Below are 25,820 nucleotides of genomic sequence, written 5' to 3'. Positions count from 1 at the left end.
TTACCGCCTCCGTTGAGGGGGTAACAGACGAAGAAGTATGAGTTACACAGCATATCCTGTGGGGGGTAGTGAGGGGCGTAGCGCCGGGACGGTGGGGCAGCGGACGCGCCGCGGTGGGGGTCGCCGTCGAGTATGAACGTCAGGGACCTCTCAGCCGAGTGGCGCTCGGAGTGGGACGAGTTCTGTCGGGAGAGTCCCGACGCGTGGTTCCGACACACGACCGACTGGCTCGACTACACTCTGAACTACAAGCCCGAGTTCGACCCCGCCTCGGAGTCGTTTATGGTGACCCACAGCAAGGAGATAATCGCCGTCTGTCCGCTGATTCTGGAGACGGTGGACGGCGTGAGGCAGTTCACCTACGCCGGGGGATACGGGCCGACGCCCGCCTTCTCCGCCGACCTCTCGGAGGGCGAGCGCGACACCATCGAGGGGATGATATTCGACGAGGTGGACGAGCGCGCCGCCGAACACGGTGTACAGCGGGTCAAGATGCAACATCCGTCGCTCGCGGAGGAAACACCCACCGGGACGGAGAGCTACAACTACCTCGTCCGACACGGGTTCGTCGATACCTCGATACACACGCAACTGGTGGACCTCGACAGGGATATCGACGACATCAGGGCCGACCTCCGCAGGGACTACCGGCGGTCCATCGACGACGCCGCGGACACCTTCGAAGCAACCGTGTTCGACAGCGAGAACGTCACCGAATCGATACACGACCAGTACAAACAGTGTCACATCAAGGACGCGGGGGGACAGACCAGACCCGACGAGACGTTCGAGATGATGTACGACTGGATTACGGCGGACGAGGCATTCCTCGTCGGAGCGAAGTACGAGGGGGAGTACGTCGGATTCTCGTACTTCCTCGCGTACGACGGCGGGGTCTACTACGCCTCGTCCGCTCGCGACCCCGACTCGGACACCTACGACCTCGGAATCGGGCACCTGCTCCAGTGGGAGGCGATGAAGTGGATGGTCGAGCGGGGTCTCGACACCTACGAACCGGGGTGGCAGTTCTTCGACCGGACGTTCCCCCACCTCGCTTCGGACAAAGAGGTCAACATCAGTCAGTTCAAACGCGGCGTCGGCGGGACCACCCGGCCGCTCTCGCGGGGCGAGAAGTACTACGACGGAGACCTGTTCAGAGAGGAGTACACCGAGAAGGTCGAGCGGTACGCCGAGTATCTCGAAACCGGCGGATAGACCGTCGGAACGAACTCGGGTATCCGGGTCTCTCGTGGTCCAATACCTGACCGACCGGCCGCGAATCAGTCGCCGACAGAGTCGAGTACCATCTGCTCTATCTCCTCGCGGTCTATCTTCTCCGCGCGCTTCGACGAGCGCACGATGCCCTCCGCGGGACTGAAATCGGGGAGACCGTCGTATTCGAGGAACCGATTCTTCTCGGTGGTCTCGGGTTGTATCGCGTAGTACTCGTCGTTCTCCACAGTCCGTTCGACCTCGCGCTCGGTCATTATCTCCTCGTGGAGCGTCTCGCCGACCCGCCGGCCGATGAGTTCGATGTCGATGTCCGCGGGGCGGTGCCCGTACTTCTCCGCCAGCGTGTCTATCATGGTCTCGGCCAAGTCCTCGATGCGGACGGCGGGCATCTTCCGGACGAAGACTTCGCCGCCGCCGGTCTTCTCTATCGCCGTCGTAATCAGGTCGGCCACGTCGCCGTAGGTCAGGAAGAACCGCGTCATCCGTTCGTCAGTCAGGGTCACCGGACCCCCGTTCCGAATCTGCTCTTCGAACACCGGAACGACCGACCGCGAGGAGTTGATGACGTTCCCGAAGCGGACCGACGTCAACCGGAGGTCCGACGACCCGCGGTACTTGTTCCCGGCCGTGGTGAGTTTCTCCCCGAGTAGCTTCGACGTTCCCATGGTGTTCGCCGGAGTGACCGCCTTGTCGCTGCTCGTGAAGACGACCCGGTCAACCCCCGCTTCGGTGGCCGTCTCGACGACGTTCTGGAGACCGAGGACGTTGGTCTTCACCGCCTCGAAGGGGTTGTACTCGGAGATGTCCACGTGTTTGATTCCGGCGGTGTGGATGACGACGTCGATGTCCTCCATCGCTCTGGCTAGCCGCGGCCGCTCCCGGATGTTGCCGAGGAGATACCGGAGGCGCTCGTCGTTGAACTCGCGGTCGGCCTGCACCAGACCGCTCTCGTTGCTGTCGAACAACCGAATCACGTTGGGGTCCTTCGCGAGGAGCGGCGGAACCAGCGACCGGCCGACCGACCCCGCCCCGCCGGTTACGAGCACGTTTTGATTCTCTATCACGCGTAATCAGGTGGCATAGACCGTTCGTCCGTACTTTGTTATTCGTAGGCTTTCCGCTCGCCCGTCCCGGAAATGGTCCATTATCGGCGGAGAAGACCCGCGGAAACGGCCGGAACACGCGGTCGCAGTCGCGTGGACTCAGCCGCGACATCTCCGCGCACGGCCACGAGCGTCGGCGGGGCGTATCGACCGCGAGAAACGCCCAACGTTTCATTAGCGAGGAAGTGGTGGTCGTACAGCGATGGCAACGAATACTGTCGCCGTGACCGGAGCGGCGGGGTTCATCGGGAGGTGGGTCGTCCACGGGTTGCTGGAACGGGGCTATCGCGTTCGCGGTCTCGACAATCTGTCGAACGGGTCGCGCCGAAACGTCCGGGAGTTTCGCTCGGACCCGCACTTCGAACTCGTCGAAGGAGACGTTCGAGACGTCGGTGACGTGGAGACGCTCTTCGATGACACTATCGACAAGTGCATTCACCTCGCGGCGCTGATAGACGTAGAAGACAGCCTGCAGAACCCGGAGGCGCACTTCGACACGAACGTCGTCGGGACCCAGAACGTCCTCACGGCGTGCAAACGGACCGACACCCCGCTGACGCTCGTCGGGACGTGCATGGTCTACGACGTGGCGTCGTCGGACGGCGGGATAGACGAGGACCATCCGACAGACCCGAACTCGCCGTACGCCGGCACGAAACTGGCGGCCGAGGAGATAGCCGAGTCCTACTACCACGGGTTCGACCTGCCGGTGACCGTCGTCCGGCCGTTCAACACCTACGGTCCGTACCAGAAGACCGGGATGGCGGGCGGCGTCGTCTCCATCTTCGTGGACCGCGACCTCTCGGGGGAACCGCTGAAGATTTTCGGGGACGGCACCCAGACGCGCGACCTGCTCTACTGCACTGACTGCGCGCGGTTCATCATCGAGGCCGCCTTCAGCGACGAGGCGACGGGCGAGGTCATCAACGCGGGTACCGGGACCGACATCTCCATCAACGACCTCGCGGCGGTCGTCGCCTCGGAGGGGACCGAGATAACGCACGTCGAACACCACCATCCCCAGAGCGAGGTCCAGCGACTCCGGTGCGACGCCGGCAAGGCCGAGGAGCTGCTCGGGTGGACGCCGGAGGTGTCGCTGGAGGAGGGTGTCGAACGACTCCGCGACTGGCTCCGGGAGCGTGAGGGCGCGTCATGACCGACGAGACGCCGGCGATTCGCGGCGGCGAGCCGGTTCGAACTGAACCCCTCGGGTACGGCGGGCAGAGCATCGGCGAACGGGAGAAGGAGGCAGTCGTCGAGGCGCTCGAATCCGACTACATCACCCGCGGGCCGAGAGTGGACGAGTTCGAGGAGACGGTCGCGGAGTTCGTCGGCGTCGAACACGCCGTGGCGACCACCTCCGGCACGACCGCGCTCCAGTTGGCCGGACGGGCCGCGGGGTTCGGCGCGGGCGACGAGGTTATCACGACGCCCCTGACGTTCGTTGCCTCCGCCTATCCCGCGTGCCACACCGGTGCCGACCCCGTGCTGGCGGACATCGACCCGGAACTCCGGACCCTCGACCCGGACGCGGTTCGGGACGCGATAACCGACGACACGAAGGGACTGGTCCCGATGCATTACGGCGGTCACCCCTGCGACATCGACGCGCTGCTCGACGTGGCGGACGAACACGACCTGACCGTCATCTGGGACGCCAGCCACGCGTTCGGGACGCGAGTCGAGGGGAGACCGGTCGGCGCGGAGCGCGACATGGCGGTCTTCAGTTTCCACCCGGTCAAGAACATCACGACCGGCGAGGGCGGGATGGTCGTCACGGACGACGACGCGCTGGCCGGGCGTCTCCGGTCGCTTCGCTCGTTCGACATGGACTACGAACCCGACGGTCACGAGGATGAACCGTGGTATCAGGTGGCCACGGGACTGGGCTACAACTACAACGTCACCGACATGCAGGCGGCGCTCGGCGTCGTGCAGGTGGACCGACTGGAGGAGTTCAAACGCCGTCGGCAGGAGATTACGGCCCGCTACGACGAAGCCTTCGAGGAAATTCCCGGACTGCGGACCCCGGTCGTCCGCGAGGACGTGGACCCGATGTTACACCTCTACGCCGTCGAAATCGGCGAGGCGTTCGGGTGTTCGCGCGAGGAGTTCGTCGACGCGATGCACGAGGAGAACGTCTACGTGCAGGTCCACTACGTGCCGCTCCACTACCACCCGTTCTTTCAGGAGGAGTACGGCTACGAGCGCGGACAGTTCCCCGAGACCGAGACGGTCTACGAGCGACTCGTCTCGCTACCGCTGTTCCCGGGGATGGACGACGGCGACGTAGACGACGTCGTTCGCGCCGTGACGCGGCTTCACCGACACTACCGATGAGGGGTAGCGGCTAGTTTTAACCGACGCGCCGTCGGTACGTGACCTATGGACGGGTTCAGCATCGGGGGGCGGCCCATCGGGCCGGGTGAGCCGACGTACGTAATCGCGGAAGCCGGGTCGAACCACAACGGGGACCTCGACACCGCCGAGGAGTTGATAGACGTCGCCGCCGACGCCGGGGCCGACGCCGTGAAGTTCCAGACGTTCCGGGCTGAGGACCTCTACGTCGAGGACAGCGGCGAGGTCGAGTACCTGAACGACGACGACTCCATCTACGACATCGTCGAGGCGATGGAGATGCCCTACGAGTGGATTCCGGAACTCCACGACTACTGCCGGGAGCGCGGGGTCCAGTTCCTCTCTACGCCCTTCGACGAGCGGTCCGCGGCGGAACTCGCGGAGTACGTGCCCGCGTGGAAGGTGGCGAGTTACACGAGCAGCCACCACCCGTTCCTCCGCCACCTCGCCGACACCGACAAGCCGATTATCCTGTCCACCGGCGCGCACGAACTGTCGGAGGTGCGCGAGTCGGTCGAGGTCCTTCGGGACGCGGGCGCGACCGACCTCGCGCTCCTCCAGTGCGTCGCCTCCTACCCCACGCCGATTCACGAGGCCAACGTCGGGGTAGTCGAGACGCTCGCCCGAGAGTTCGACGTTCCGACCGGTCTCTCCGACCACACGCTCGACCCCGTGGTCGCGCCGTCCGCCGCCGTCGCCCTCGGCGCGAGCGTCGTCGAGAAACACCTCACGCTCGACAAGACGATGGAAGGACCGGACCACGAGTTCGCGCTCGAACCCGACGAACTCGCCGAGATGGTGACGGCGATTCGCGACACGGAGTTGGCGCTCGGGTCGGGAGAGAAGACCGTGTTAGACGTCGAACGAGAACTCCACGAGAAGGCCCGGCGCGCCGTCCACGCGACGCGGGACATCGCCGCCGACGAAACCATCACCTCGGACGCCGTGAAGGTGCTTCGCCCCGGCGAACGAGAGGCGGGCGTCGAACCGAAACACTACGACGACATCGTGGGACGCACCGCGGCCCGGGACATCTCGAAGGGCGACGGTATCCAGTGGGACGACGTGAACGAGTAGGAATCCGCCTCAGACGTCCGACTCTCTGCTCAGGCGTCCGACTCCCCGTCCGCCAGCGAGAGTACTTCTCGACAGACGCGTTCGGAACCGCGGCCGTCCACGAGTTCGCGGCCGCGCTCACGCCGCTCTCGCCGGAGGTCCGGATTCGACGCGTACTCCGCTATCCCCCGAACGAAGCGTTCCCCGTCGGCATCGCGGCCGAGGACCGTCGCGGCGTCCCGCCGGTCGAGTTCGTCGGCTATCGACTCCTGATTGTCCACGACTGGCGCGCAGACGATGGGCGTCCCCAGCGCGAGCAGTTCGTACGTGGTGCTACTCGCCGTACTCACCGCGAAGTCGGCCCGGAACAGTCGGTCCGCCAAGTCGTCGGGGTCGCGGCGGACCGTCACGTCGGCCGACACGTCGGCGGCGGCGTTCTCGACTGCCACCGCTTGCCTCTCGGAGAACCCCGGCCCGACGACGGCGTCCACGCGGAGGTCGAGTCCGTCGAACGCGCGGACGACGGTCGGCGTCAGGTCGGCCGTGTCGCTCCCGCCCATCGTGACGACGGCGCGCTCGGGCGTCTCTCGCCACGGGGGTTCGCGGCGGGCGCGTTCCGTAATCTCGCTCCGGAGGAGGACGTAGTCGGTCCCGAGACGCAACTCCGGGGCCGAACCGACGAACGTGTACTCGCGCTCAACGGCGTCGAGGTTCCCGTTCACGAACACGTCCGCACAGACGGCGTGTCGGTCGTCGTCCTGCGTGACGACCAGCGGCACCGCCTCTCGGACCCGGCGCTGATACGCCGTGTCCACCGGATAGGCGTCGGTGAACGCCACGTCCGGGTTCGCGGTATCGAGCCACCGGACGAACGGAGCGGGGTCGTCGCGCGCCGGGAGTTCGGCGACTTCGACGGGGTCGGGACAGACGTTCCGGACGGACTCGGGCGTGGTCGTGGCGTACGTGACCGCGTGGCCCCGCGAGAGGACGCGTTCGGCGAGCGCGCCGGTCCGAATCAGGTGTCCGTACCCGATGTCCGGACCGCCGTCCGCTCGGATAGCGAGATGCGCCATTAGCGCTCCTCTGCCGGTAAATCGAACCGGTCGGAGTGGTCGGGCGTGTACGCGGCGGGTTCCAGCAGTCCGACCTCGCGCAGTCGGTCGAGCGGACCGGCGAGCGTCTCCACGGACGCGTCGTATCGCTCGGCTATCTCGACGACCGAGTGGCTCCCGTCGCTGTAGGTGAGGAGTCGCATCATGTCGGTCACGAGGTCGCGGTCGCCGTCGGCGTACCCGTCGGGACGACCCCGTCGGCCTCGGCGGGGTCGTTCACGGTCGGATAGAGGTCCCGTTTGCTCATCATCGGCTCTCCGTGGGGGTTCTGGTTCAGGTAGTAGCCGCCTCGCTCGAAGTTGCGGAGAACGCGTTCGATGGTCTCGGCGCTCTCGACGAGCGGGGCGATGCCCATGAACGACTTGGTGTCCCGGGAGTTGTGATACCCCTCGTACTCGTCGTAAACGGTCCGAGCGAACTGGCCCACCGGGAGGTCGAACCCCGGCGAACAGTACTGGCGCTCGTCGGACCCGGTCGCGTCGAACGTCCGGAACCGGAACTCGGCGTCGGTGTACTCGTCGAGGTGTCGGACGACCTCGTCGAGAAGGGCGTTTCCGCGCCGCGTCCGCTTGTACGAGAGGTCGTCGTTTGGCCCGCCGAGGCAGGTCAGGACGAGACCGCCCACCACCTTCTCCCGCAAGTGTGCGCCGTACCGCGAGAGGTACGCCAGCGACCCGATGGTCTCCGGGACGACGACGAACCGGTAGGTGAACTTCCGGCGGTCCCAGTCCCGGAGTCGCTTGTACAGCGACGTGAGGACGAGCGGTCCGCTCAGTTCGTTGTTGGCGAGCGACGGGTGGCACAGGTACGTACTGAGGAGGACTTCCCTGTCGCTCTCGCCTTCCAGAACCGCGTGGCCGTAGTTCAGTTCCCCGTCCACGAACTCGCTGTCGATGTAGGCGTGGTACTCGCCCTCGGGGAGCGACTCGTACGTGTCGTGGGGGAGACAGAAGCCCCAGTCGCGTTCGTAGTAACTCGTCACGTACGGGGTCGCGTCCGGCAGTCGCGGCAACGTGTGGAGGTGCGGGTCCAGTTCGTCGAGCGTGCGGCGTTCGTCCACCGGTTCCGAGTAGTTCACCACGGCGAGGTTCGTCTCGTCGAAGTCGGCGTACACGTCGCCGTCGGGTCCGGTCAACCGCGCCTCGCGAATCCGCCACTCCGGGGGTATCTCCCAGTCGAAGACCGCCGTCCCGGAGGGGACCCCCTCCACGTCGAGTGGGATGTCCTTCCGAAGAACCGCCAGACTCTCCCGGAACCCGGGTCCAGTGATGCTGCGCGGAATCGGCCAGAGCGCTTCGAAACGCGATTCGAGTCTCGACGGCTCCCCGTCACCCATGGCGGTACAAACGACGAACCCGAGTAAAAATCCGTCGCCCGCCGGTTCGGGGGCGCTGGTGCGGTTTCGACCCCGATAGCTCAGCGCGGCGGCGCTGCGACTTCCGAGAGGCTATCGGTGACGCGTATCCCCAGCGACTCGAACACCGTAATCAGGTGTTCGAAGTCGCTCTGGAACACCCGCGCCAGCGAGAGGACCGTCACGTCCTCGCACAACCATCGCGCCGTCAGCAGCGACGTGGAGACGTTGCCGAGGACGAACCGGATACCGTCGGGGTTGGCGACGAAGATGACCTCCGCCGGGATACCCCGCGGGAGGACCACCGCAGAACTCCCGTCGAGGTTCAGGAACTCATTGGACTCCCGCGGGTGGTACTTGACGCCGATTCGCTCGCCGCGGTCGGCGAACCGCCGGATTACGGACTCGATGGTCTCGACGTACTCGCCGTCGAAGTCCACGTCCTCCGAGAGAGCGACGAAGACGACACCGTCTAGTTCGTCGAGCGTATCCGCGACGTGGCACGCCTCCAAGTATCGCCGGAACCACGAGCGGTCGCCGAGCGCCAGCACCGCCTCGCGCGGGAGCGCGGAGACCGGACGGGTTCTGAGGTCGGGCCGAACGTGGTCGGGGAACGACCCGTAGACCTCGTCCACCCACTTCGAAGAGCCGTGTTCCTCGACCTGCGTCCGCCACCGGCCGTAGAACAGTTTCATCTTCACCGTCTCGAACCAACTCCACTCCCGTCTCATGTAGGTGTACGCGCTGGTGCCGTCCTCGACGTAGACCCTCCGGACGTCGCGGAGCGATTCGTCCCGTGTCACCGCGTCGAACGCCGCTTGGTCCTCGGGTCGCTGGTCGTTGAACGAGTACACCTCGTTCGTGCGGTTGTCGGCGACGTACCGCCGGACCGCGAAGCAGTTGTACCGCGCTCGGACCTGCGTCAATCGGGAGGTGTGGGCGATTCTCGACGCGAAGGTGGCCGCCCCGGCCAGCGTCCGGACCTCGTCGAACGGGTTGTCGTGCGCTCCTCGTATCGACTCCAGCATCGGTTCCATGTCCGAGTCTAGAATCCCGAGCAGGTGCTGGTCGCCCTCCGTTTCGTCGTGCTCCGAAGCGAGCGCGCTCGCTAAGACGACGTGGTACGGCGTGTGTGCGATGTACAACGATGTCATCCGAAGTACCCCCAGTGAGTTTCCCGGACTCGGGTCAGTGCCGGTCGCGGAGACGCTGTGACGGCGATTCTCGCGAGTATGGCGGGGAACTCGCGAGTCCGTGTACCGAGTCCTCCGTCTCGCCCTCGCTACCAGCGAGCGGCTAATAAATTGCCGGGACGGTTCGAGAGCGAGGCGAGCGATTCGTCCGTTTAGGCTCGGCCGTCCGCTCGCCGCGGTTCTCGGCGAACTGCCTCTCGACCCCGGGCCGGAGCGCCAGTAGCCCCAGAACAGGGTGACCGTCACATCCACCTCGTGCGTTCACGGAGTGGCCCGAACAGGTCGTAGTCGGGAACTGCGAAGCTAGGCTCCGTTTGACAATTGTTGTCGCAGTAAAAACGGCTCGTTACGCTCCGGACCTCCGCACAGTCGGGCGGTTTCAGTCGGGACGATACCGACGTCGAACGCCCGTTCAACGGTCTAATACCGGCGCTCCACGCGACGGTAATCGACGTTGCGACGGGAAAGTCGGGATTTCTGGGACGTTACCGTCTGAAACGCCTGTTCTACGAAACACGTAACTAAGTATCTCATGCTGGTACACGCGCAGGAGTCTAGCGGGGGAAAACGACACGCATGAGGAACTTAGAGGACCAACCAGTGTCGGTCGCAGAGACGCAGCGACCGACCGTGGCCATCGACGCCACGAAGGCGACGCCGGGGGATATCGCCCGCACCACCCTGCGGGCGAAGATACGCGACCACCCGGTCTTGGTCAGCCACGACAGGAGCGCGACTCGCGAGTCCATCCGGATAGCCGACGAGGCCGGGGCGCTCGTCCTCGACACGACCGACTCGTCGGATGAGACCCAATCGACGCTCGTGAGGGTGGCGAAGACGTACGGGTTCAGCGGACTAATATGGCACGACACGCCCTCCGAACCCATCGACTACTCCCGGACCATCGACGACTTCGAGACCTCCGAGGAGTACGTCGTGGAGGCCGCAATCGGGGCGGCGGCGTTCGAGGACTGCGCGGACCAGACCGAGGTGTTAGTCGCCATTCCCGCGTACAACGAGGCCGAGACCATCGGCGAAGTCGTCTCCGAGACCGCACAGTTCGCCGACCGCATCGTCGTCGTGGACGACGGCAGCGACGACGACACCGCCGAGCGGGCCGAGAAGGCGGGCGCGACCGTCGTCAAACACCGGCGGAATCAGGGGTACGGCGGCGCGCTCAAGACCGCGTTCGAGGAGGCCGACCGCCTCGGCGTCGAGCATCTGGTGATACTCGACGGCGACGGGCAACACGACCCCGCGGACGTGCCGAACCTCGTCGAGACCCAGCGCGAGAGCGGCGCAGAGATAGTCATCGGGAGTCGGTTCGAGGGCGACAGCGACGTGCCCCTCTATCGCCGGTTCGGTCTCTTCGTCATCAACACGCTGACCAACGTCGGTCTCGGAACCATCGGACACGGGTCGTGGATACGCGACACCCAGAGCGGGTTCCGGGCGTACGACACCGACGCGATTCGGACCATCGCCCGGGACGACGCCATCGGAACCCAAATGAGCGCCAGCACGGACATCATCCACCACGCGCTCAACCGGAACTACGCCATCGAGGAGGTCGGCACTCGTATCACGTACGACTCGGAGAACTCGAACAGTCAGCATCCCCTCTCGCACGGCGTCGTCCTCATCAGGAACATCCTCACGCTCATCGAGCAGGAGCGACCCATCATGCTCATCGGCGTCCCCGGGTTCCTAGCGGCCACCGTCGGGTTCGGACTGGGTTACTGGGCGCTCACCAACCTGTTCCACACCGGCGACTTCCCGGTCGGACTGGCCATCGCGTCGCTGTTCTTCATCCTCTCGGGCGGACTCGCCTGCTTCTCGGCCGTCATCCTCCACTCCATCGAGATTCACCTCGGATAGGACCGACGCGCGTCGCGGGTGCCGCCGTCGCGTTCTGGCCGCCGGGCCTCCCGGGCAGTTCCGAACTCGACAGATAGATGCGGATTCCGCCGTTGGCGTATATCTTGCCGAGACGCTCGTCGCGGTCGAGTCGCCGGAAGTCCCGCGGCGTGAACTGCCAGTGCTGGGGATACTCCGGGTGGAGTGCCGGATAGTACTCCTCCAGACGCTGAGTCACGAGCAGGTAGCTCCCGGCCCGGTTCCGCGTGGCGAACGTCGCGTTCTCGTCGTAACCGAAGTGGGCAGGTATCGGCCGCTCGGCGTACGCTCGCGGGTTCGGACTGACGCCCTCGAAGGCGTGTTCGTATCGGTAGGTGAACCCGAACGCCAACCGGTCGGCGTCGCGGTGGTCGAGGTACCACTCCATCCCCTCGATTCGGGTCTCGGGGACGTGACTGTTCGTCTCTCGCTGGAGGGGCGAGTTGTAAGTCCCGAACACAATGAGCGTGACGAAGACGAGAACGACGCCCACGACGACGACGTCGCGTCTTCCGACCGTCCGCCGAGACCGACCGGCATAGACGTACGCGGCCGTCGCGACGAGGAGAACTGCGAAGAACTCGGCGAATTTCAAAACGCGCGTCCACGTGAGCATGATGGGTTTGACGAGCATTACGGCGGCCACGGCACAGAAGAGACCGAACCCGGCAACCCAGAACAGGTACTCCCAGCGCAGTTCCAAGTCGCGGTACTTGACGTGATAGGCGAGGTAGAGGATTACGAAGACGGTGCCGACAGTGAGCAGAATCTCCGTCCCTTTCCGGAAGACGACGACGCCGAGGAGGTCCGCGAGCGAGAGTGGCACGTTCTGGAGCGCGTTCGAGTACTCGCCCAACTGGGACGTGCCGATTCCCAATACAAGCGACGCGAGCATGCTCACCGTCATCGTCAGAATCTTGAGGAACGAGTAGTACCACGAGACGAAGACGACGCCGACGGCGACGGGAATCGTGACGACCGTGACCGACCGCTTGAGCGGGAGTCGGTCGCCGCGTACCCGGGCGGTCACGAGACGCGACGCCGCCACCAGCGCGATAGTCCCGAGTCCGATGAGCGTCGTGACCGGATGGGTGAAGATGAAGTAGGAGAAGACGAGCGCGACCAGCGTCACGAACCGATTGCGCGAGCGCCGGACGCTGAACAGCGCGTACAGCAGCAGCGGATAGAGGCTGAAACTCAGCACGTTCGGGCCGAAGTACACCTCCGAGCGCTTGAGAATCGGGAGGAGCGCGAAGGGGACGAAGTAGTGGAACGCCGTCGAGTCCTCGGTCACGCGCACCGCCAGCGCCAAGATGCCGAGCCAGTACGCCACCGAGAAGACGGGTGCCAGCACGTTCTTTATCGTGTAGTAGTCCAGCCCCGTTACCTCCATCAGCATCACCGCGTGGAGGTGGATTCCGGGGTAGTAGTTGCCCTCGTTCAGGTGGCCGTTTTCGAGGATTTCGATGACGCGGCCGAGATGAGTGAACATGTCCCCGCCGCCGAAGACGGCGTAGCCCCGCGCGAGCGGCATGAGGAGGAGGAAGGCGTTGGCGAACAGCATGATACCGGTCCCGAGCGCCAAGTATCGTCGCCCGTGGACGACGTCCTTCGAGTGGAGGACGACGACGGTTCCGAGAACGAACGTGGCGACGAGTCCCCACCAGAACCACGAGGGATAGGCGGCGTAGATGGAGATTTCGTATCCTTCGGCACTCGAAGACGCCGCTGTCAGGCCCAACGCCGTGAGTATCGTAAACGCGGCTACGCCGAGTGCTTTGAGTGTTCGTCGCCCCACGTTCTACTCCCCCGTAGTCTCGTCTCGCCCGCAGTCTCGCGGTTTGCCGGTTCGTTCAGTGCCCACTGGTCGCCGAAACGCCGGATAGCAGATGCGGTCCTGCGCTTCCCCACTCCCGGTTTCCCATTCGCGTCCGTGTTCTCTCCTGCGTCCGCATTCCCATCCACCTCCACGCCCGCGCTCGCATCCGCTCCCGCGAACCGGTCGCTTCGTGGAAGCTTCCACGACGACCGTCATAAGTATACTGACCGTGGTACGTCCGGTTCGGAACGCGGCCGAAACCCCGGACGCAGCGGCGGACCACCAGAAGACGCGGTCGGTCTCCGGATACCGAGACGTCGATTCGAAGAGCAGTCGGCGGCCGCGAACGACCATCGACCCCACCTGGTCCGCAACCGGTAATTTCCCGCCGCCGCGGCTGTCAAACTACCGAGAGCTATTTGAGCGCTCGCGCCGTCGTCCCGGCGGGTGAACATGAGAGGGGTCTTTCCAACCGCAGAGAGCACCGAGAGTCGTTTCCGCGCCGCGTCGGCGACCCACGGGGAACCCGCGACATGAGCGAGGACAGTTCGACGCTGGACTTCGGCATCATGTGTACCGGCACGACGTTCGACCACTGGCAGGCCGAGTGTGTTCGACACCTGCTCGACGTGGAGAACGTCCGGCCGAGACTCCTCGTCGTCGACGAGCGACGGGTGAACGACGCGACTCCCGAGTCGGGTCTCGGCCGGGTCGCGGAGATGGCGCGGTCCGTAGTCGAGACGGTGGAGTCCGAGGGGGCGAGGGAGACGGTGAACAAGGTGACGTGGCGACTGTACAAGCACCACGTCGCGGGCGACGGAGAGTCGCGAAAGCCGGTGGACCTGTCCGCCGAACTCGACGGCGTCGAGCGAATCCACTGCGACGTGCGAGAGGAGGGGTACGCCGAGTACTTCTCGGCGTCGGACGTCGACCGAATTCGGTCGTTCGACCTCGACTTCGTTCTGCGGTTCGCCTTCGGAATCATCAAGGGCGAGATTCTCGACGCGTCGCGGTACGGCGTCTGGTCGTTCCACCACGGCGACGAGCAGAAGTACAGGGGCCTGCCGCCGTGTTTCTGGGAGATATACGAGGACGACTCCGTGACAGGGGCGGTGTTACAGCGGTTGACCGAGCGCCTCGACGGCGGCGTCATCCTTCGACGGGGGTACTTCCCCACGGTGCCGTTCTCGTGGAGCACGAACTTGGACCGGACGCTGTCCGGTACCTCGCGGTGGCCCGCGCAGGTCGCCACCGACATCCTGAACGGGGAGGCGGGGTATCTGGAACAGCCCCCCTCGAAGACGGACGCGCCCGTCTATCGGTCGCCGAGTCCGTCCCAGATTCTGCGGTTCGACGCGCGGCGGGCCGCCGCCATGCTCCGGGAGGTGGCGCGCGGGTACGAGAAGTGGAGCATCGGCGTGTCGGACGCGTCGGTCCGGGACTTCGTGGACGACGAGCGGTCGCCCACCGTCCAGTGGTACTCCTCGCCGACCGACACCGAGTTCGTCGCCGACCCCTTCCCCGCGGCGATAGACGGCGACACCTTCGTCTTCTTCGAGAAGTACTCCTACGAGGACGACTCCGGGAACATCTCCTACCTGAACTACGACGACCCCGACCCCACCGTCGGAACCGCACTCGACAGACCCTACCACCTCTCGTACCCGTACCTCTTCAGACACGAGGGCGACCTCTACGCGACGCCCGAGATGCACGAGGCGAACGAGATAGCGTTGTACCGGGTCGAATCGCCCGACGAGTGGGAGCGCGAGCGAACCCTGATACCGGACGTCGCGGGCGTGGACCCGACGCCGGTCCGTCACGACGGCAGGTGGTGGCTCTTCTTCACGAAGCGCGACGACATGGTGAACACGAACCTCTACCTCTGGCACGCCCCCGAACTGACCGGTCCGTGGCGTCCACACGCGAACAACCCGGTCAAGACCGACGTTCGGGCGGCCAGACCGGCGGGCACGCCGTGGGTGACCGACGGCGACCTCTATCGGCCGACGCAGGACTGCGCCGAGTGGTACGGGCACCGAATCGTCGTCAATCGCGTGACCGAACTCACGCCGACAGCGTTCTCGGAGGAGGCGGTCGCCGACATCGCACCGAACGAGGACGGTCCGCTGTCGGCCGGGCGACACACCATCTCGTCGGGCGGCGGTCTCACGCTCCTCGACGGTCACCGATTCGTCTGGAACGCCTACAACCTGCGGCGGACCGCCGACCAGATAGCCCGGAATTTGGGTCCGTAGCGACGGTGGAGGCGAGCGACGACCCCACTCAGCGCGAGTCCAGCAGTTCGGCGTAGGCGGCGGCGGTTCGCTCGGCCACGTCGTCCCACGAGTAGCCGACCGCGGTCTCGTAGTTGCGACGACCCATCCACGCCACGTCCCGGGACAGCGCCTTCCGGATGGCGGTCGGCAGGCCCACAGGGTCGTCGGGGTCGTAGAGGACGCCGCCCGACTCGCCGACCACGTCCGGGAGACACCCCGACTCGGGTGCGACGACCGCCTTTCCGAACGACATGGCGAGCAGGACGCTGCCGGACGTGAAGATATCGCGGAAGGGGAAGACCACGGCGTCGGCCGCGTTCATGTACGTCTGTACCTCGTCGTCGGGGATGTATTCGAGGACCGACCGGACCCGGTCGTCCGCGGCGGCCCGGGAGGCGACCCGCTCGTGCAACTCGTCGTCGGTCGCGTTCCCGGCGACCACGAGGCGCGCGTCGGCAGCGTCGAGTCGGCCGAACGCCTCGACCAGCGCGGGCACCTGCTTGTACGGGCGGATGCGACCGAAGTAGAGGAAGACGAACGCGTCGTCGGAGAGACCGAGTCGGTTTCGGGCCGTCTCGCGGTCGATGTCGTTCTCGTAGTCCTCGACGTAGTGGCCGTGAGGAATCGTCACGAGGTCGGCGCGCTCCTCGCCCGAAAGGCCGTACTCCTCGACCAGTCGGAGTCGCGCGCTCGACCAGTGGACGAACACCCGGTCGAAGACGCGACGCACGAGGAATCGTTTGCAGAATCGCTCGAACGTCGGGTGCCTGCGCTCGTGTTCGACTAGATTGTGGGCGGTCCAGACGATTCGGACGCCGAGGAGTCGCGCGACGAACAGTCCCGCGAGGAACACCGCGGCCTTCGCCGCGCTCCGGAGTCGCCCGTCGCCGACGAGGTACGGCGAAATCCAGTGGAGGTGGAGGACGTCCGGAATCCCCTCGGACGCGACCGTCCGCATCGTCTCCAGCGGATACCCGCTCGCCAGCGTGACCGAGACGCCGCGCGCTTCGAGCGCCTCGGCCAGATTCTTCTGATACGGGTTCGAGTCGAAGTGCGGCAGGTGCAACACCTGCGCCTCGGCGCTCGGTGCATCCCCGGACGTGCGCACGTCGTCGGCCGACGAAACCCCCGGTTCGGACGCCTTCTGTTCGCCACCGGTCGCCGACGACGAAGTCACCCGCGACCCTCCGGTTCGCTCTCGGTTGTCCGGCATCGAGACGGCGTACGACGAACTGACGGTAAAACCATCCGGCTGAGTCAGTCCTGCGGGTCGACCGCGCCGGTCTCGCTGGCTTCGCTCGCGTCGGTCTCGTCGGTCCGCTCGTCGGTGTCCCACGTCACGACGTTGCGACCCCGGAGGAAGTTCGAGAGTCCGACGAGCAGACTGTAGTTGAGCAGCGCGAAGTAGTACGTCGCCTGCAGTGGAAGCGGGACCGACCGACCGCGCCGCTTGGCCCCGGCGGTGACGCCCACCGAGAGCGCGAACGCCCCGAACCCTCCGGCAACGAGGAGGTGGAGCGGCGTCGGTTCGAGGAGCGTTAGCAGGAGCGCCGACGACCCGGCGACGCCGAGGAAGACCGGCGTGAGCCACAGCAGCACCGTCCGCGACCAGAGTTTGACCGAGTACGTGCCGTACTCGGCGGGGTTCAGCAGTTCGGTGAACGACGAGAGCGTGTGCCACGACCGCGTCGTGATTCGGTTCTCGGCGTCGCGCTGGGAGTCGAGGTCGTCGCGAGCGCGTTCGAGCGCCACCGCGTCGGGCGCGAACGTCACCCGCTTGCCCAGCGACCGAATCGCCATCGGTTCGGCGAAGTCGCTCATCAGGTCGGGCGCGAGCGGGACGTAGTCGTCGGCCCGAACCGCGTAGATGGCACCGTTCCCCTTGACGATGGACCCGGTCCGGGACTCCGCGCGCTGGACGAACCGCTCGAACCGCCGGTAGACGGGGATGCCGCCGGTGTTGTCGCCGACGTTATCGTAGTGGAGACCCCCGACCACGCACCCCACGTCGTCGTCGAATCGGGCGACGAGTCGGCGTATCGCGTCGGGTTCGTACATGCTGTTGGCGTCCGAGAAGACGAGGATGTCGCCGTCGGCCCGGTCGGCGACGACGTTCTGGCACTCGGTTTTGCCGACCCGACCCTCGACCCGAATCAGTTCGACGCCTTCGTACGACCGGACAATGTCGTCGGTGGCGTCGCTCGACGCGTCCGAGAAGACGAGTATTTCCAACTTCTCGTCGGGGTAGTCGAGCGCGAGACTGTTCTCTATCTTGTCGGCGATGACGTCCTCCTCGTTGTACGCCGCGACGACGAGCGACACGCTCGGGAGGGATGCTTCCGGCCCGCAGTCAGTCGATTCGGCGCTCGCCGACGACGCGCCCGAGGACTCTCCGCCGGGTGATGCCCCATCCCCCGAGTCACTGGACTCCGGTCCCCGTATCGCGCCGACCAGTCCGACCGACACCGGATAGAGGAGGTTCGTGTACAGTACCGTCAACAGTGACCCCGCCAACGCGGCCCGCAGGAACGCGATTACGGTTCTCATCCGTCGTAACAGCCAACCCGATAGTATAAAAATCTCGGCAGATATTTGAATGCTCTTCCGGCGGTTAAACGGAGTCGCTTCCGAGGGACGAGTCCTCCGTTCCACCACGCGATTCCGCCGAGCGGACTATTTCGTCGTCTGCTCGTCGGCCGTCGTGGTCCGCTCGGCCGTTTCGTTCGTCGTCTCCGCTTCCATCGTCGTCTCCGCTTCCCTCGTCTCCGTCGCCTCCGTGGTCCTCTGGGTGGTCTCCCCGCCGGTCGTGTTCGCAGCGTCAGCGTCGGTCGCTTCGTTCGTTGCAGTGGTCTCAGCGTCCACGGGTCCGGTAGTCCCCTCGGACGTCTCGGGTCTGGGCGTCATCCCCGTCTCGGTCCCGGCCCACTCGTTCGGATGTTGGTGTTCGGAGAACAGCGTCATTCGGTCGAAGTACACCCGATTGTCGGTGGGAGAGGGGGACGACCCGCCCCAGTAGCAGTCGAACCAGTACTGGTTGATTCTGAGCCAACACACGTCGCGGAATCGAAGGTCGGTCACGTCGAGCGTGCGCTCTCCGTTCACCCACCCCCTCAACACGCCGTCGTTCTTGCCGGGAGTGTTCAATCGGATGTAGTTGTCGATTCGGTGCCACTTACCGAGTTCCAGACGCCCCGCCGCCGACTCGTCCCACTCGAAGATGTCGCCGTAGCGACCGTCCATCTCGGCGTGGTAGACGTAGCTCGATAGCTGAATCGGGCGCTCGGGGGCGTCGCTCGGGGTGAAGTACATCCGCGCGGACCACCCGTTCGTTCCGTCCGCTCTACGGCCGCCCCATCCCGCCCGCCCGTACGTCCCGGCCGGGCCGGGTAACTTCCCGCCGGCACCGCGCGGCAGGTCGAACGTCTCCGAGAACCGGAGGTAGTAGCGTGCGTGTAGTTCCTCGGAGTCGGCGTACCCCGCCTCGTCGAACTTGTAGTGGAGCGACGTGCCGTAGTGACTGCCCTTCTGAAACGTCACCTGAAGCGAGTCCGACCCCGAGGAGATACCGCGGTCGTCGATTTCGAGGTTGGACTCGAAGTCGCGCTCCGTGAACTTCCCGAGGGAGTTCCGCCGGTCGAACGAGAACTCGACGAATCGCTCGGGGAAGTCCACGTCGCGCTCGCTCGTCGTCTCGTCCTCGTCTTCGGTGGTGGTCTCGGCCGCGTCTTCGGTCGTCTCCGCCCCGCGCTCGCCCGTCGTCTCCGCCCCTCCTTCGGTGGTCAAGTTCGGACCGCGTCGAGTCGGTCGCATCGTTCGCCTCGTCTTCGGTGCCCGCTCGTGAGGTTCGTCGCTCCCCGTTCGACCGTCGTCGTGCACCGCGTAGGTGAGACCCGCGCCGCCCGCGAGCGCGCCGAGACCGAGAAGCACCCGTCGTCGCGTCGGTTTCATTGACTGTACCCGGGGGACAATCGCCAGCAGGGACTGGCCCGTACGAATCGCTAGCGCACCCGGAGTGCATAAGGACAGTGTAAATATGTGAACGGGTCGTGGCTGATTCCGAGTCAGTCGGAGTACTGACGACTGTAGAGGTCGGCGTAGGTGCCCTCGTTGTCGAGGAGGACGTCGTGGCTCCCCTGCTCGACGATGCGACCGTCTTCGATAGTGTTTATCTCGTCGGCGTTCCGGATGGTCGAGAGTTGGTGGGCTATCGTGATGACCGCGTACTCGCGCTCCATCGACTCGATTCCGGCCTGCACGCGCTGTTCGGTCACCGAGTCGAGGTCGCTGGTCGCCTCGTCCAGTACGAGGACGTCGGCGTCCTCCTTCAACAGCGCACGCGCCAGCGCGATTCGCTGTTTCTGGCCGCCGGACAGTCTGACGCCCTCCTCGCCGAGTTCGGTGTCGTAGCCGTCCGCCAGCGAGTCGAGGAACTCGTTGACCTGCGCGATTTCGCAGGCGCGTTCGACCTCGTCGCGCGACGCCGACCGGTTCCCCACGGTCAGGTTGTACCAGAGGGTGTCGTCGAAGACGTAGGGGTTCTGCCTGACGATGGCGAGTTTCGACCGCCACGTCTCGAGGTCGATGTCGGCGATTGGGAGACCGTCCACGGTTATCTCCCCGTCGTCTGGGAGGTACATCCGACTCAGCAACGAAACGATGGTGGACTTCCCGGCCCCGGACTGGCCCACGAACGCGACGAACTCGCCCTTGGAGACGCTGAACGAGACGCCGTCGAGGACCGGTTCGTCGTTCGCGTACGAGAACGAGACGTCGTCGAACACTATCTCCCGAACCTCGTCGACCTCCGTCTCACTTCCGGTGGTCGGTTCCTGATTCTGTTCGAGTTCCGCCACGAAGTTGTTGGTCCTGATGACGTGCGGGAGGTTCCCCTCCAACTGGTAGACCCGGCGGTTGAGCACGCTCAGGATGGGGGCGAGTCGGAACATGGCGAACAGGAACACGCCCAGCATCCCGAGGGTCATCGACGTGAACGTGACCGCGAGGTATATCAGCACGAATATCGAGATGGCGCTGGCGAACTGGTAGACGTTGTTGACCGCCGACTCGTTCCGCCGGAGTCGCACCGTCGAGTTCACGAACGTATCCACGGCGCTGTGGAAGTTCTGGCGGACCTCCTCGGTCAGGCCGAACAGTTTCACCTCGCGAATGCCCTGCGTCCCGGCCTGTGCCGACTCCTGAATCCGCTCGTTGGCGTCGGTGACGCGGTCACCGACCGAGTACCCCGATTCGAGTCCCTGTCGGATTCCGATGGCGACGGCGGCCAACACCGTCCCAGTCACCAGCGTCAGCACCGGCGCGAGGTAGAGCGCAATAGCCACGTACATCAACGCGAGCAGCGACCGCTCTAGAATCTTCACCATGTAGGAGACGCTCCGGGCCGCGTACTTCGACTGCGTGACGATGGCGTTGAGTATCTCGTCGGAGCCGTTCTGATTGAAGTACGCGATTCGAGCGCCGAGTGCCGAGTCGAACGCCTGCCGTTTCAGGTCGCCCTCGTAGTAGCTCCGGAGCGCCTGTCCGAGCCACAGCACGCCGAACCCCGAGGCGTACCGGACGCCCATCACCACGATGACGCCCGCCACGATGGTTTCGAGCGTGAACGGGATGCCCACGAACGAGTAGACGCGGGCGAACCCGCCCACGATGCCGCCCTCCGCGGCGGGTTCGCCGCCGGACTGGATAATCTCGATTATCGGAATGAGGAAGCTCAAGCCGAGACCTTCGAGGACCGCCGCGACGACTCCCAACGTCATTATCACCCCCATGAGGAGCGGCTTGTAGTAGACGAGTTCTTTGAGTGCTGCTACCTTCTCCCCCCGAGAGATATTCCCGCTCATCGTCCCCCAATCACAGTCCGATTAGAATCCCCGTTCCCTTATATTTGGACCCGACTCGTAAGCATAACGGCCTAGAGGGTCCTGCGAGACGAAACGGTCCGGACGTTCCTCACCGCCGATAGGTGTATCAGTTACGGGGGTTCCCCGTCGCGTCCGGCGCTTTCACAGCGACCGCCCGGGTTCGACACTCCGTTCGGTGTCGCGTCGCGTGCCGTCCTCGACCGAATCGGACCTGTCCGCCGAGAGGTCGAGAACCTCGTCCCGGACGTGGCGGTAGATGCGCTCGGACGCGCCACCGTCCTGATGCCGGAAGAACCGATTTCGGACTCGCGCGCGTTCGTCCTCGAACCCGTCGTCACCCTGAAGGAAGTGCCGTAGCCACTCGTGCAGTTCGTCCGAGGTCTCGGGTTTCGGTCCCGGCGTCACCTCGTCGTAGTCGAAGTAGAACCCGCGGGCGTCGCGGTACGCGTCGAGGTCGTAGGCGTAGAACACCACCGGTCTATCGAGCAGGAGGTAGTCGAAGTAAATCGACGAGTAGTCGGTCACGAGCACGTCCACCAGCGGGAGCACCGGGTAGATGTCGAGGTCGGAGGGGAGCAGAATCACGCGGTCGAACTCGGCTTCGTCGAGTTCCACGTTCGACCACGGATGGGCCTTGAGGAGCAGGTACGCGTCGTGTTCGACCAGCGTCCGGTCGAGTTCCTCGATTCCCAGTTCGCTCCCGTCGATGGTCCCCTGGTCGCCCTCGAACGCGTTGCGGGAGGTCGGCATGTACGATATCAGGGTGGCTTCCTCGCTCAACTCCCGGAGTCGGTCGTACTCGCCGAGACCGACCGTCGCTCCCTCGACCGATTCGAAGAACACGTCGTCGCGGGGGTAGCCGGTCGGAAGCGCCTGCTCGGGAGTGACGTCGAACGCCGAGGTGAACGGCGCGAGTGCGTCGGCGGTGCCGGTCGTCACGAATCTGTCCCAGTTGCGGATGACGTGTTTCCGGTGCGACCGGACGAGCAACGAAGTGCCCGACTCGATGTCGTTGCCGAGTCGCTTCAGCGCGTTCCCGTGCCACATCTGAACGACCGTCGCGCCCCCGATGTACTGCCAGAACGGAACTCCGTGGGACGTGAACACGCATCTGGCACGCAACGCGACGTATTTGCCCGGCCAGTCGTCTACGTGGTAGGTCTCGTAGCCGCGCCCCCGCAGTTCCGTCAACACCTCGCGGTCGCGGGCCAGCCATATCGGACGAATCTCGTCGGACCGCCCGACGGCGTGGAGGAAGAGATACTTACCGTTCTCCGCGAATCGACCGCTCTGGTCAGCGGTGAACGCCCAGACGCGGTCGTTACGCGGCACGAGATGCGACAGGAGGAAGACGAGCGGCCGGAGCAGGTACGAGACGACCGCGCCGACCGCGTCGGTGAGTGGGTCACTCATCAGTGAGCGTCACAGTTCGATTTCGCTCCTGTCCGTCGGTTCGAGCGGGAGACTCCGCACCGCCTCCCGGAAGTGGTCCTCGGTGTTTATCTCGACGTGCTGCCGCGGGTCGATGGTCACGGCCTTCGACGGCACCGCCGGAAAGACGATGGGGAACCAGTCTTCGACCGCGTTCGAACTCAGTACCCGACCGGCAGTCTCGAAGTGGTCGCGGTTCAGGACGAAGATGCCCGCCTCCTGATGACCCTCGATAGCGCCGTAGTCGGTGACGGTTCCGGACTCGTCCCACTGGACGGCGGTCATCTCGTCCTGCACGCCTTCGATGGCCGCGACGGTGCTGTATCCGTCCGGGCGGTGGTCGTCGCGGAATTGCTCGACCACCGTCGAGAGTACTTCCGCCGTCGTGATGACGTCGCCGCAGAGCAACAGCGCGTCGTCGTCCACGACGTTGAGACCCGCGAGCGCCGAGGCGGCGTTCTCCACCGCGTTCCAGTACGGGAGGACGACGACCTCGAACTCGAACCGGTCGTCGATACGGACGTACTCGTCTATCTTCTCGGTTCGACTCCGACCGTCGAGCGTGTCCTCGGTGAACCCGTATCCCAGCACGACGACGACGCGCTCGTCTACCAGTCCCTCCTCGACCAGCGGTGCGAGCGCGTCGAGTTGGCGCTCGAATATCGTCTCCCCGTCCACGTCGAGGAACAGTTTCGGATTACCGTCGGTCCGAGGATGCAAGCGAGACCCCTGCCCAGCCCCTAACATGACTGCTTTCATGAGTACGTCGGAACCCCCCAGACACCGTATCAAATACGCATATATAGAAATACGTTGCGGCGGGGTGCGATACGAACCGCTCTGTTCGTCGTTTCGTTCGGAACTACTCGTCACCTCGTTCGGAAGCGTCAGGAACGGCGGGAGCGCCGAGACCGTCGAGAGAACCGAGGTTACCGAAACGGTCGGAAACACCGAAACGTCGCGGCGGTCCGGGACAACACCGTGTCCCGACTACGACCGCAGAATCCGGGCGACCGCGTCCAACAACTCGCGACCGACGCGCTCGTTCGAGTTCCGCGCCCGGACACGCTCGGTCGCGCTCCGACCCACCCTCGCGCAAAGATTCTCGTCGGTCAGCAGTCGGTCCACCGCGTCGGCGAACGCCGACTGGTCGGCCGCCGAGACGAGCGTCCCGGTCTCGCCGTCGGCGACCTGCTCGTCGATACCGCAGTCCGGATTCGCGACCACGGGGAGTCCGGCGGCCTGAGCCTCCAGAACCACGTTGGGGTAGCCATCGATGTAGGACTTGTAGACGAACACGTCGGCCGCGGCGAACACCGGCGGGACCTCCTCGACGTAGCCCGGGAGGAGGATTCGCTCGGCCACCTCCTCGGGAACGTTCGCCTCGACGTACCGGGCCAACCGCTCGAAGTAAGTTCCGTCACCCGCGACGACGTACACCACGTCCTCGCGTTCGGCGAGGATGTCAGTGACAGCCTCGACGATTTCGACCACGCCGCGATACTTCCCCTCGTAGTTCAGGTTCGTCACGGTCAACAGCACTCGCGTCCCGTCGAGGTCCACGCCGCAGACGGCCTCTCTCCCGTCGCTGTCGGCGAATCGTGACGCATCGACCGGATTGTGCGCACTGACCGCGGTCCGGTCGGGGTAGCTCGATTCGGAATCGAGTCGGTCGCGCAGGTCCTCCGAGACGGTGACGTAACCGCTCGCGGCCAGATACGTCAGTCTCGTCAGGAGGTGGTAGATGAGGAAGACCGCGGTCCGACCGTACCGGTCTGTCTCCCACAGTTCGCGCATCCTGTCTGCGTGCTGCCTGTAGATGTCCCCGTTCACCCGCAACAGGAGGGGGACGCCGAAGAGTCTACTGAGGACGACCGAGACTAGACCCAGCACGCCGGTTCCGTTGTAGAGCAGTATCGCATCGACGTCCGACTCCCGGAGGACGCGGACCCCGCCGACGACCGAGTGAACGAGTTTCGCGGCCGGACCCGCCTCCGGGAACGAGAGGACGCGACTCCCCGAATCGACGGCGTCGAGCGGTCCGACCAGTTCCTCCGGGCGCAGGTCGGTGAACCCGAGGACCGTCGGGTCGCTCTCGGCGGCGTCGGCGGTCGAGACGCCGTCCGGCGCGTCGGTCGTCGAACCGCTGTCAGCCTCATCGGTCGTCGAGACCCCCTCTGACGTGTCGCCCGCCGAAAATTTATCAGACATATCGTCCGTCTAACTCAGCGGGGACTAACGGTTTCTGGGAGACCGTCGGTTCTGGAAGCGTTCGCCGTTCGCTTATCGGGAGTCCCACGGCCTCTCTCCGGCAAATAGCCGAGGTTCCGGAGCGTCTCCCCGGTACGTTCACTCGCGTCGTGGGGTTGCAGGTCCGGGTAGGGCGCGTCCACGGGCGACTCCGCGACGATTTGCTTGTGGGCGTCGTGTCCGCAGACCAACCGCACTTCGAGGAGCGTGTCGATGTGAACGCCGAGATGGCCGTACCCTCTCGGATTGGAACCGACGTCACGACGTCGCCCGAGAGTTGGCCGTGGTCGGCGGTTAGCTTGGCCTTCTCGGGGAAGTACATCCGATTCAGTACCGAGACGACGGACTTGCCATTCGAGAGGTTGCCTTCCGATGGGTAGCCCCGATGGTTGAGCATACTTGAAATCGGGGCGAGTCTGAATATGGCGAACAGGAACACGCCCAGCATCCCGAGGCTCTTCGACGTGAACGTGACTGCGAGGTATATCAGCACGAATATCGAGATGGCGCTGGCGAACTGGTAAACGTTGTTGGCCGCCGTCTCGTTACGCCGGAGTCGGACCGTGGCGTTCACGGACGAATCGACCACACTGCGGAAGTCTCCACTCGTTTCGTCACTCGCGCCGAAGTCGAACGCGTACTTGGCTCCCACCACGACCACGGGACCCACCACGATGATATCGAGCGTGAACGGAACTCCCATCGCCGTGTAAGTGCGGGCGAACATCTCGACTGCGCCGCCCTTGCCCAACGGGTACATGCTAGACTGGATGGCGTCGATTATCGGAACTCGGGAACTCAGTCCGATGCCTTCGAGGAGTCCAGCCGCGACTCCCAGAACAATTATCACTTCCATC

20 protein-coding genes are annotated in these 25,820 nt (G+C 65.0%); 6 read left to right on the top strand and 14 right to left on the bottom strand.

Features of this window, described 5'->3' with window-relative positions; translation table 11 throughout:
• The first annotated feature begins 132 nt into the window (after window positions 1-132).
• On the top strand, window positions 133-1,215 hold the full coding sequence (locus tag FXF75_RS15595) for a GNAT family N-acetyltransferase (RefSeq protein ID WP_163522782.1): 1,083 nt from the start codon (window positions 133-135) through the stop codon (window positions 1,213-1,215).
• 65 nt (window positions 1,216-1,280) lie between these two features.
• Here the strand turns inward: FXF75_RS15595 and FXF75_RS15590 are convergent, their stop codons facing one another.
• Window positions 1,281-2,297, bottom strand: a complete 1,017-nt coding sequence (locus tag FXF75_RS15590) for an SDR family NAD(P)-dependent oxidoreductase (protein ID WP_163522781.1) — start codon at window positions 2,295-2,297, stop codon at window positions 1,281-1,283.
• A gap of 241 nt (window positions 2,298-2,538) precedes the next feature.
• On the opposite strand from FXF75_RS15590, the gene FXF75_RS15585 reads away from it, so the two are divergent.
• The 3 genes from FXF75_RS15585 to FXF75_RS15575 are packed head-to-tail and all read left to right on the top strand — an operon-like array spanning window position 2,539 to window position 5,771.
• Complete coding sequence (locus tag FXF75_RS15585; RefSeq protein ID WP_163522780.1) at window positions 2,539-3,492, top strand: dTDP-glucose 4,6-dehydratase; 954 nt, start codon at window positions 2,539-2,541, stop codon at window positions 3,490-3,492.
• Window positions 3,489-4,676, top strand: coding sequence for a DegT/DnrJ/EryC1/StrS aminotransferase family protein (locus FXF75_RS15580; protein WP_163522779.1), 1,188 nt, complete (start codon window positions 3,489-3,491; stop codon window positions 4,674-4,676). Before FXF75_RS15585 ends, FXF75_RS15580 begins: the two co-directional genes overlap by 4 nt.
• Before the next feature lie 45 nt (window positions 4,677-4,721).
• On the top strand, window positions 4,722-5,771 hold the full coding sequence (locus tag FXF75_RS15575) for an N-acetylneuraminate synthase family protein (RefSeq protein ID WP_163522778.1): 1,050 nt from the start codon (window positions 4,722-4,724) through the stop codon (window positions 5,769-5,771).
• A 29-nt stretch (window positions 5,772-5,800) separates the two neighbouring features.
• Here FXF75_RS15575 and FXF75_RS15570 read toward each other — a convergent pair whose 3' ends face one another.
• The 4 genes from FXF75_RS15570 to FXF75_RS15555 form a co-directional block, all read right to left on the bottom strand.
• The gene (locus FXF75_RS15570; protein ID WP_163522777.1) at window positions 5,801-6,823 is read right to left on the bottom strand and encodes a PseG/SpsG family protein; all 1,023 of its coding nucleotides are present in this window, start codon (window positions 6,821-6,823) and stop codon (window positions 5,801-5,803) included.
• On the bottom strand, window positions 6,823-7,008 hold the full coding sequence (locus tag FXF75_RS15565; protein WP_375335545.1) for a winged helix-turn-helix domain-containing protein: 186 nt from the start codon (window positions 7,006-7,008) through the stop codon (window positions 6,823-6,825). Before FXF75_RS15565 ends, FXF75_RS15570 begins: the two co-directional genes overlap by 1 nt.
• Before the next feature lie 5 nt (window positions 7,009-7,013).
• A complete protein-coding gene (locus FXF75_RS15560) occupies window positions 7,014-8,198 on the bottom strand; it encodes a DUF4910 domain-containing protein (protein WP_163522776.1) in 1,185 nt (394 codons plus the stop codon).
• 80 nt (window positions 8,199-8,278) lie between these two features.
• Complete coding sequence (locus FXF75_RS15555) at window positions 8,279-9,370, bottom strand: polysialyltransferase family glycosyltransferase (RefSeq protein ID WP_163522775.1); 1,092 nt, start codon at window positions 9,368-9,370, stop codon at window positions 8,279-8,281.
• Between the two features lie 615 nt (window positions 9,371-9,985).
• On the opposite strand from FXF75_RS15555, the gene FXF75_RS15550 reads away from it, so the two are divergent.
• Window positions 9,986-11,287: a glycosyltransferase family 2 protein gene (locus FXF75_RS15550; RefSeq protein ID WP_163522774.1), complete on the top strand. Its 1,302-nt coding sequence runs from the start codon at window positions 9,986-9,988 to the stop codon at window positions 11,285-11,287.
• On the opposite strand, the gene FXF75_RS15545 is transcribed toward FXF75_RS15550, so the two are convergent.
• Window positions 11,253-13,103: a hypothetical protein gene (locus FXF75_RS15545; RefSeq protein ID WP_163522773.1), complete on the bottom strand. Its 1,851-nt coding sequence runs from the start codon at window positions 13,101-13,103 to the stop codon at window positions 11,253-11,255. The genes FXF75_RS15550 and FXF75_RS15545 overlap by 35 nt on opposite strands.
• 554 nt (window positions 13,104-13,657) lie before the next feature.
• Between FXF75_RS15545 and FXF75_RS15540 the strand changes: the two genes are divergently transcribed.
• Window positions 13,658-15,382: a hypothetical protein gene (locus FXF75_RS15540; protein WP_163522772.1), complete on the top strand. Its 1,725-nt coding sequence runs from the start codon at window positions 13,658-13,660 to the stop codon at window positions 15,380-15,382.
• Window positions 15,383-15,410: 28 nt separating this feature from the next.
• Here FXF75_RS15540 and FXF75_RS15535 read toward each other — a convergent pair whose 3' ends face one another.
• The 8 genes from FXF75_RS15535 to FXF75_RS15500 form a co-directional block, all read right to left on the bottom strand.
• On the bottom strand, window positions 15,411-16,616 hold the full coding sequence (locus tag FXF75_RS15535; protein ID WP_163522771.1) for a glycosyltransferase: 1,206 nt from the start codon (window positions 16,614-16,616) through the stop codon (window positions 15,411-15,413).
• A gap of 44 nt (window positions 16,617-16,660) precedes the next feature.
• On the bottom strand, window positions 16,661-17,950 hold the full coding sequence (locus FXF75_RS15530) for a glycosyltransferase family 2 protein (protein WP_163522770.1): 1,290 nt from the start codon (window positions 17,948-17,950) through the stop codon (window positions 16,661-16,663).
• A 126-nt stretch (window positions 17,951-18,076) separates the two neighbouring features.
• Window positions 18,077-19,351, bottom strand: a complete 1,275-nt coding sequence (locus FXF75_RS15525; protein ID WP_163522769.1) for a polysaccharide lyase — start codon at window positions 19,349-19,351, stop codon at window positions 18,077-18,079.
• Between the two features lie 113 nt (window positions 19,352-19,464).
• Window positions 19,465-21,261, bottom strand: coding sequence for an ABC transporter ATP-binding protein (locus FXF75_RS15520; protein WP_163522768.1), 1,797 nt, complete (start codon window positions 21,259-21,261; stop codon window positions 19,465-19,467).
• 162 nt (window positions 21,262-21,423) lie between these two features.
• The gene (locus tag FXF75_RS15515; RefSeq protein WP_163522767.1) at window positions 21,424-22,695 is read right to left on the bottom strand and encodes a CDP-glycerol glycerophosphotransferase family protein; all 1,272 of its coding nucleotides are present in this window, start codon (window positions 22,693-22,695) and stop codon (window positions 21,424-21,426) included.
• Between the two features lie 9 nt (window positions 22,696-22,704).
• The gene (locus tag FXF75_RS15510) at window positions 22,705-23,460 is read right to left on the bottom strand and encodes an NTP transferase domain-containing protein (protein WP_275897435.1); all 756 of its coding nucleotides are present in this window, start codon (window positions 23,458-23,460) and stop codon (window positions 22,705-22,707) included.
• Window positions 23,461-23,703: 243 nt separating this feature from the next.
• Window positions 23,704-24,924: a glycosyltransferase family 4 protein gene (locus FXF75_RS15505; protein WP_163522765.1), complete on the bottom strand. Its 1,221-nt coding sequence runs from the start codon at window positions 24,922-24,924 to the stop codon at window positions 23,704-23,706.
• A complete protein-coding gene (locus tag FXF75_RS15500) occupies window positions 24,917-25,819 on the bottom strand; it encodes an ABC transporter ATP-binding protein (RefSeq protein ID WP_163522764.1) in 903 nt (300 codons plus the stop codon). The genes FXF75_RS15505 and FXF75_RS15500 overlap by 8 nt, the downstream gene beginning before the upstream one ends.
• Window position 25,820 lies beyond the last annotated feature (1 nt).

Source organism: Halorussus sp. MSC15.2 (assembly GCF_010747475.1).
Lineage (GTDB): Archaea > Halobacteriota > Halobacteria > Halobacteriales > Haladaptataceae > Halorussus.
The sequence above is the reverse complement of the archived record's forward strand: the minus strand, read 5'-3'. Positions and strand labels throughout refer to the sequence as shown.

Bases quoted from the DNA above. Each gene is read 5' to 3' on its own strand.
- FXF75_RS15530 (WP_163522770.1), bottom strand. From the start codon at position 17,950: ATGAGAACCGTAATCGCGTTCCTGCGGGCCGCGTTGGCGGGGTCACTG.
- FXF75_RS15565 (WP_375335545.1), bottom strand. From the start codon at position 7,008: ATGATGCGACTCCTCACCTACAGCGACGGGAGCCACTCGGTCGTCGAG.
- FXF75_RS15555 (WP_163522775.1), bottom strand. From the start codon at position 9,370: ATGACATCGTTGTACATCGCACACACGCCGTACCACGTCGTCTTAGCG.
- FXF75_RS15575 (WP_163522778.1), top strand. From the start codon at position 4,722: ATGGACGGGTTCAGCATCGGGGGGCGGCCCATCGGGCCGGGTGAGCCG.
- FXF75_RS15570 (WP_163522777.1), bottom strand. From the start codon at position 6,823: ATGGCGCATCTCGCTATCCGAGCGGACGGCGGTCCGGACATCGGGTAC.
- FXF75_RS15525 (WP_163522769.1), bottom strand. From the start codon at position 19,351: ATGAAACCGACGCGACGACGGGTGCTTCTCGGTCTCGGCGCGCTCGCG.
- FXF75_RS15560 (WP_163522776.1), bottom strand. From the start codon at position 8,198: ATGGGTGACGGGGAGCCGTCGAGACTCGAATCGCGTTTCGAAGCGCTC.
- FXF75_RS15540 (WP_163522772.1), top strand. From the start codon at position 13,658: ATGAGCGAGGACAGTTCGACGCTGGACTTCGGCATCATGTGTACCGGC.
- FXF75_RS15580 (WP_163522779.1), top strand. From the start codon at position 3,489: ATGACCGACGAGACGCCGGCGATTCGCGGCGGCGAGCCGGTTCGAACT.
- FXF75_RS15505 (WP_163522765.1), bottom strand. From the start codon at position 24,924: ATGTCTGATAAATTTTCGGCGGGCGACACGTCAGAGGGGGTCTCGACG.
- FXF75_RS15585 (WP_163522780.1), top strand. From the start codon at position 2,539: ATGGCAACGAATACTGTCGCCGTGACCGGAGCGGCGGGGTTCATCGGG.
- FXF75_RS15515 (WP_163522767.1), bottom strand. From the start codon at position 22,695: ATGAGTGACCCACTCACCGACGCGGTCGGCGCGGTCGTCTCGTACCTG.
- FXF75_RS15550 (WP_163522774.1), top strand. From the start codon at position 9,986: ATGAGGAACTTAGAGGACCAACCAGTGTCGGTCGCAGAGACGCAGCGA.
- FXF75_RS15595 (WP_163522782.1), top strand. From the start codon at position 133: ATGAACGTCAGGGACCTCTCAGCCGAGTGGCGCTCGGAGTGGGACGAG.
- FXF75_RS15500 (WP_163522764.1), bottom strand. From the start codon at position 25,819: ATGGAAGTGATAATTGTTCTGGGAGTCGCGGCTGGACTCCTCGAAGGC.
- FXF75_RS15535 (WP_163522771.1), bottom strand. From the start codon at position 16,616: ATGCCGGACAACCGAGAGCGAACCGGAGGGTCGCGGGTGACTTCGTCG.
- FXF75_RS15510 (WP_275897435.1), bottom strand. From the start codon at position 23,460: ATGTTAGGGGCTGGGCAGGGGTCTCGCTTGCATCCTCGGACCGACGGT.
- FXF75_RS15520 (WP_163522768.1), bottom strand. From the start codon at position 21,261: ATGAGCGGGAATATCTCTCGGGGGGAGAAGGTAGCAGCACTCAAAGAA.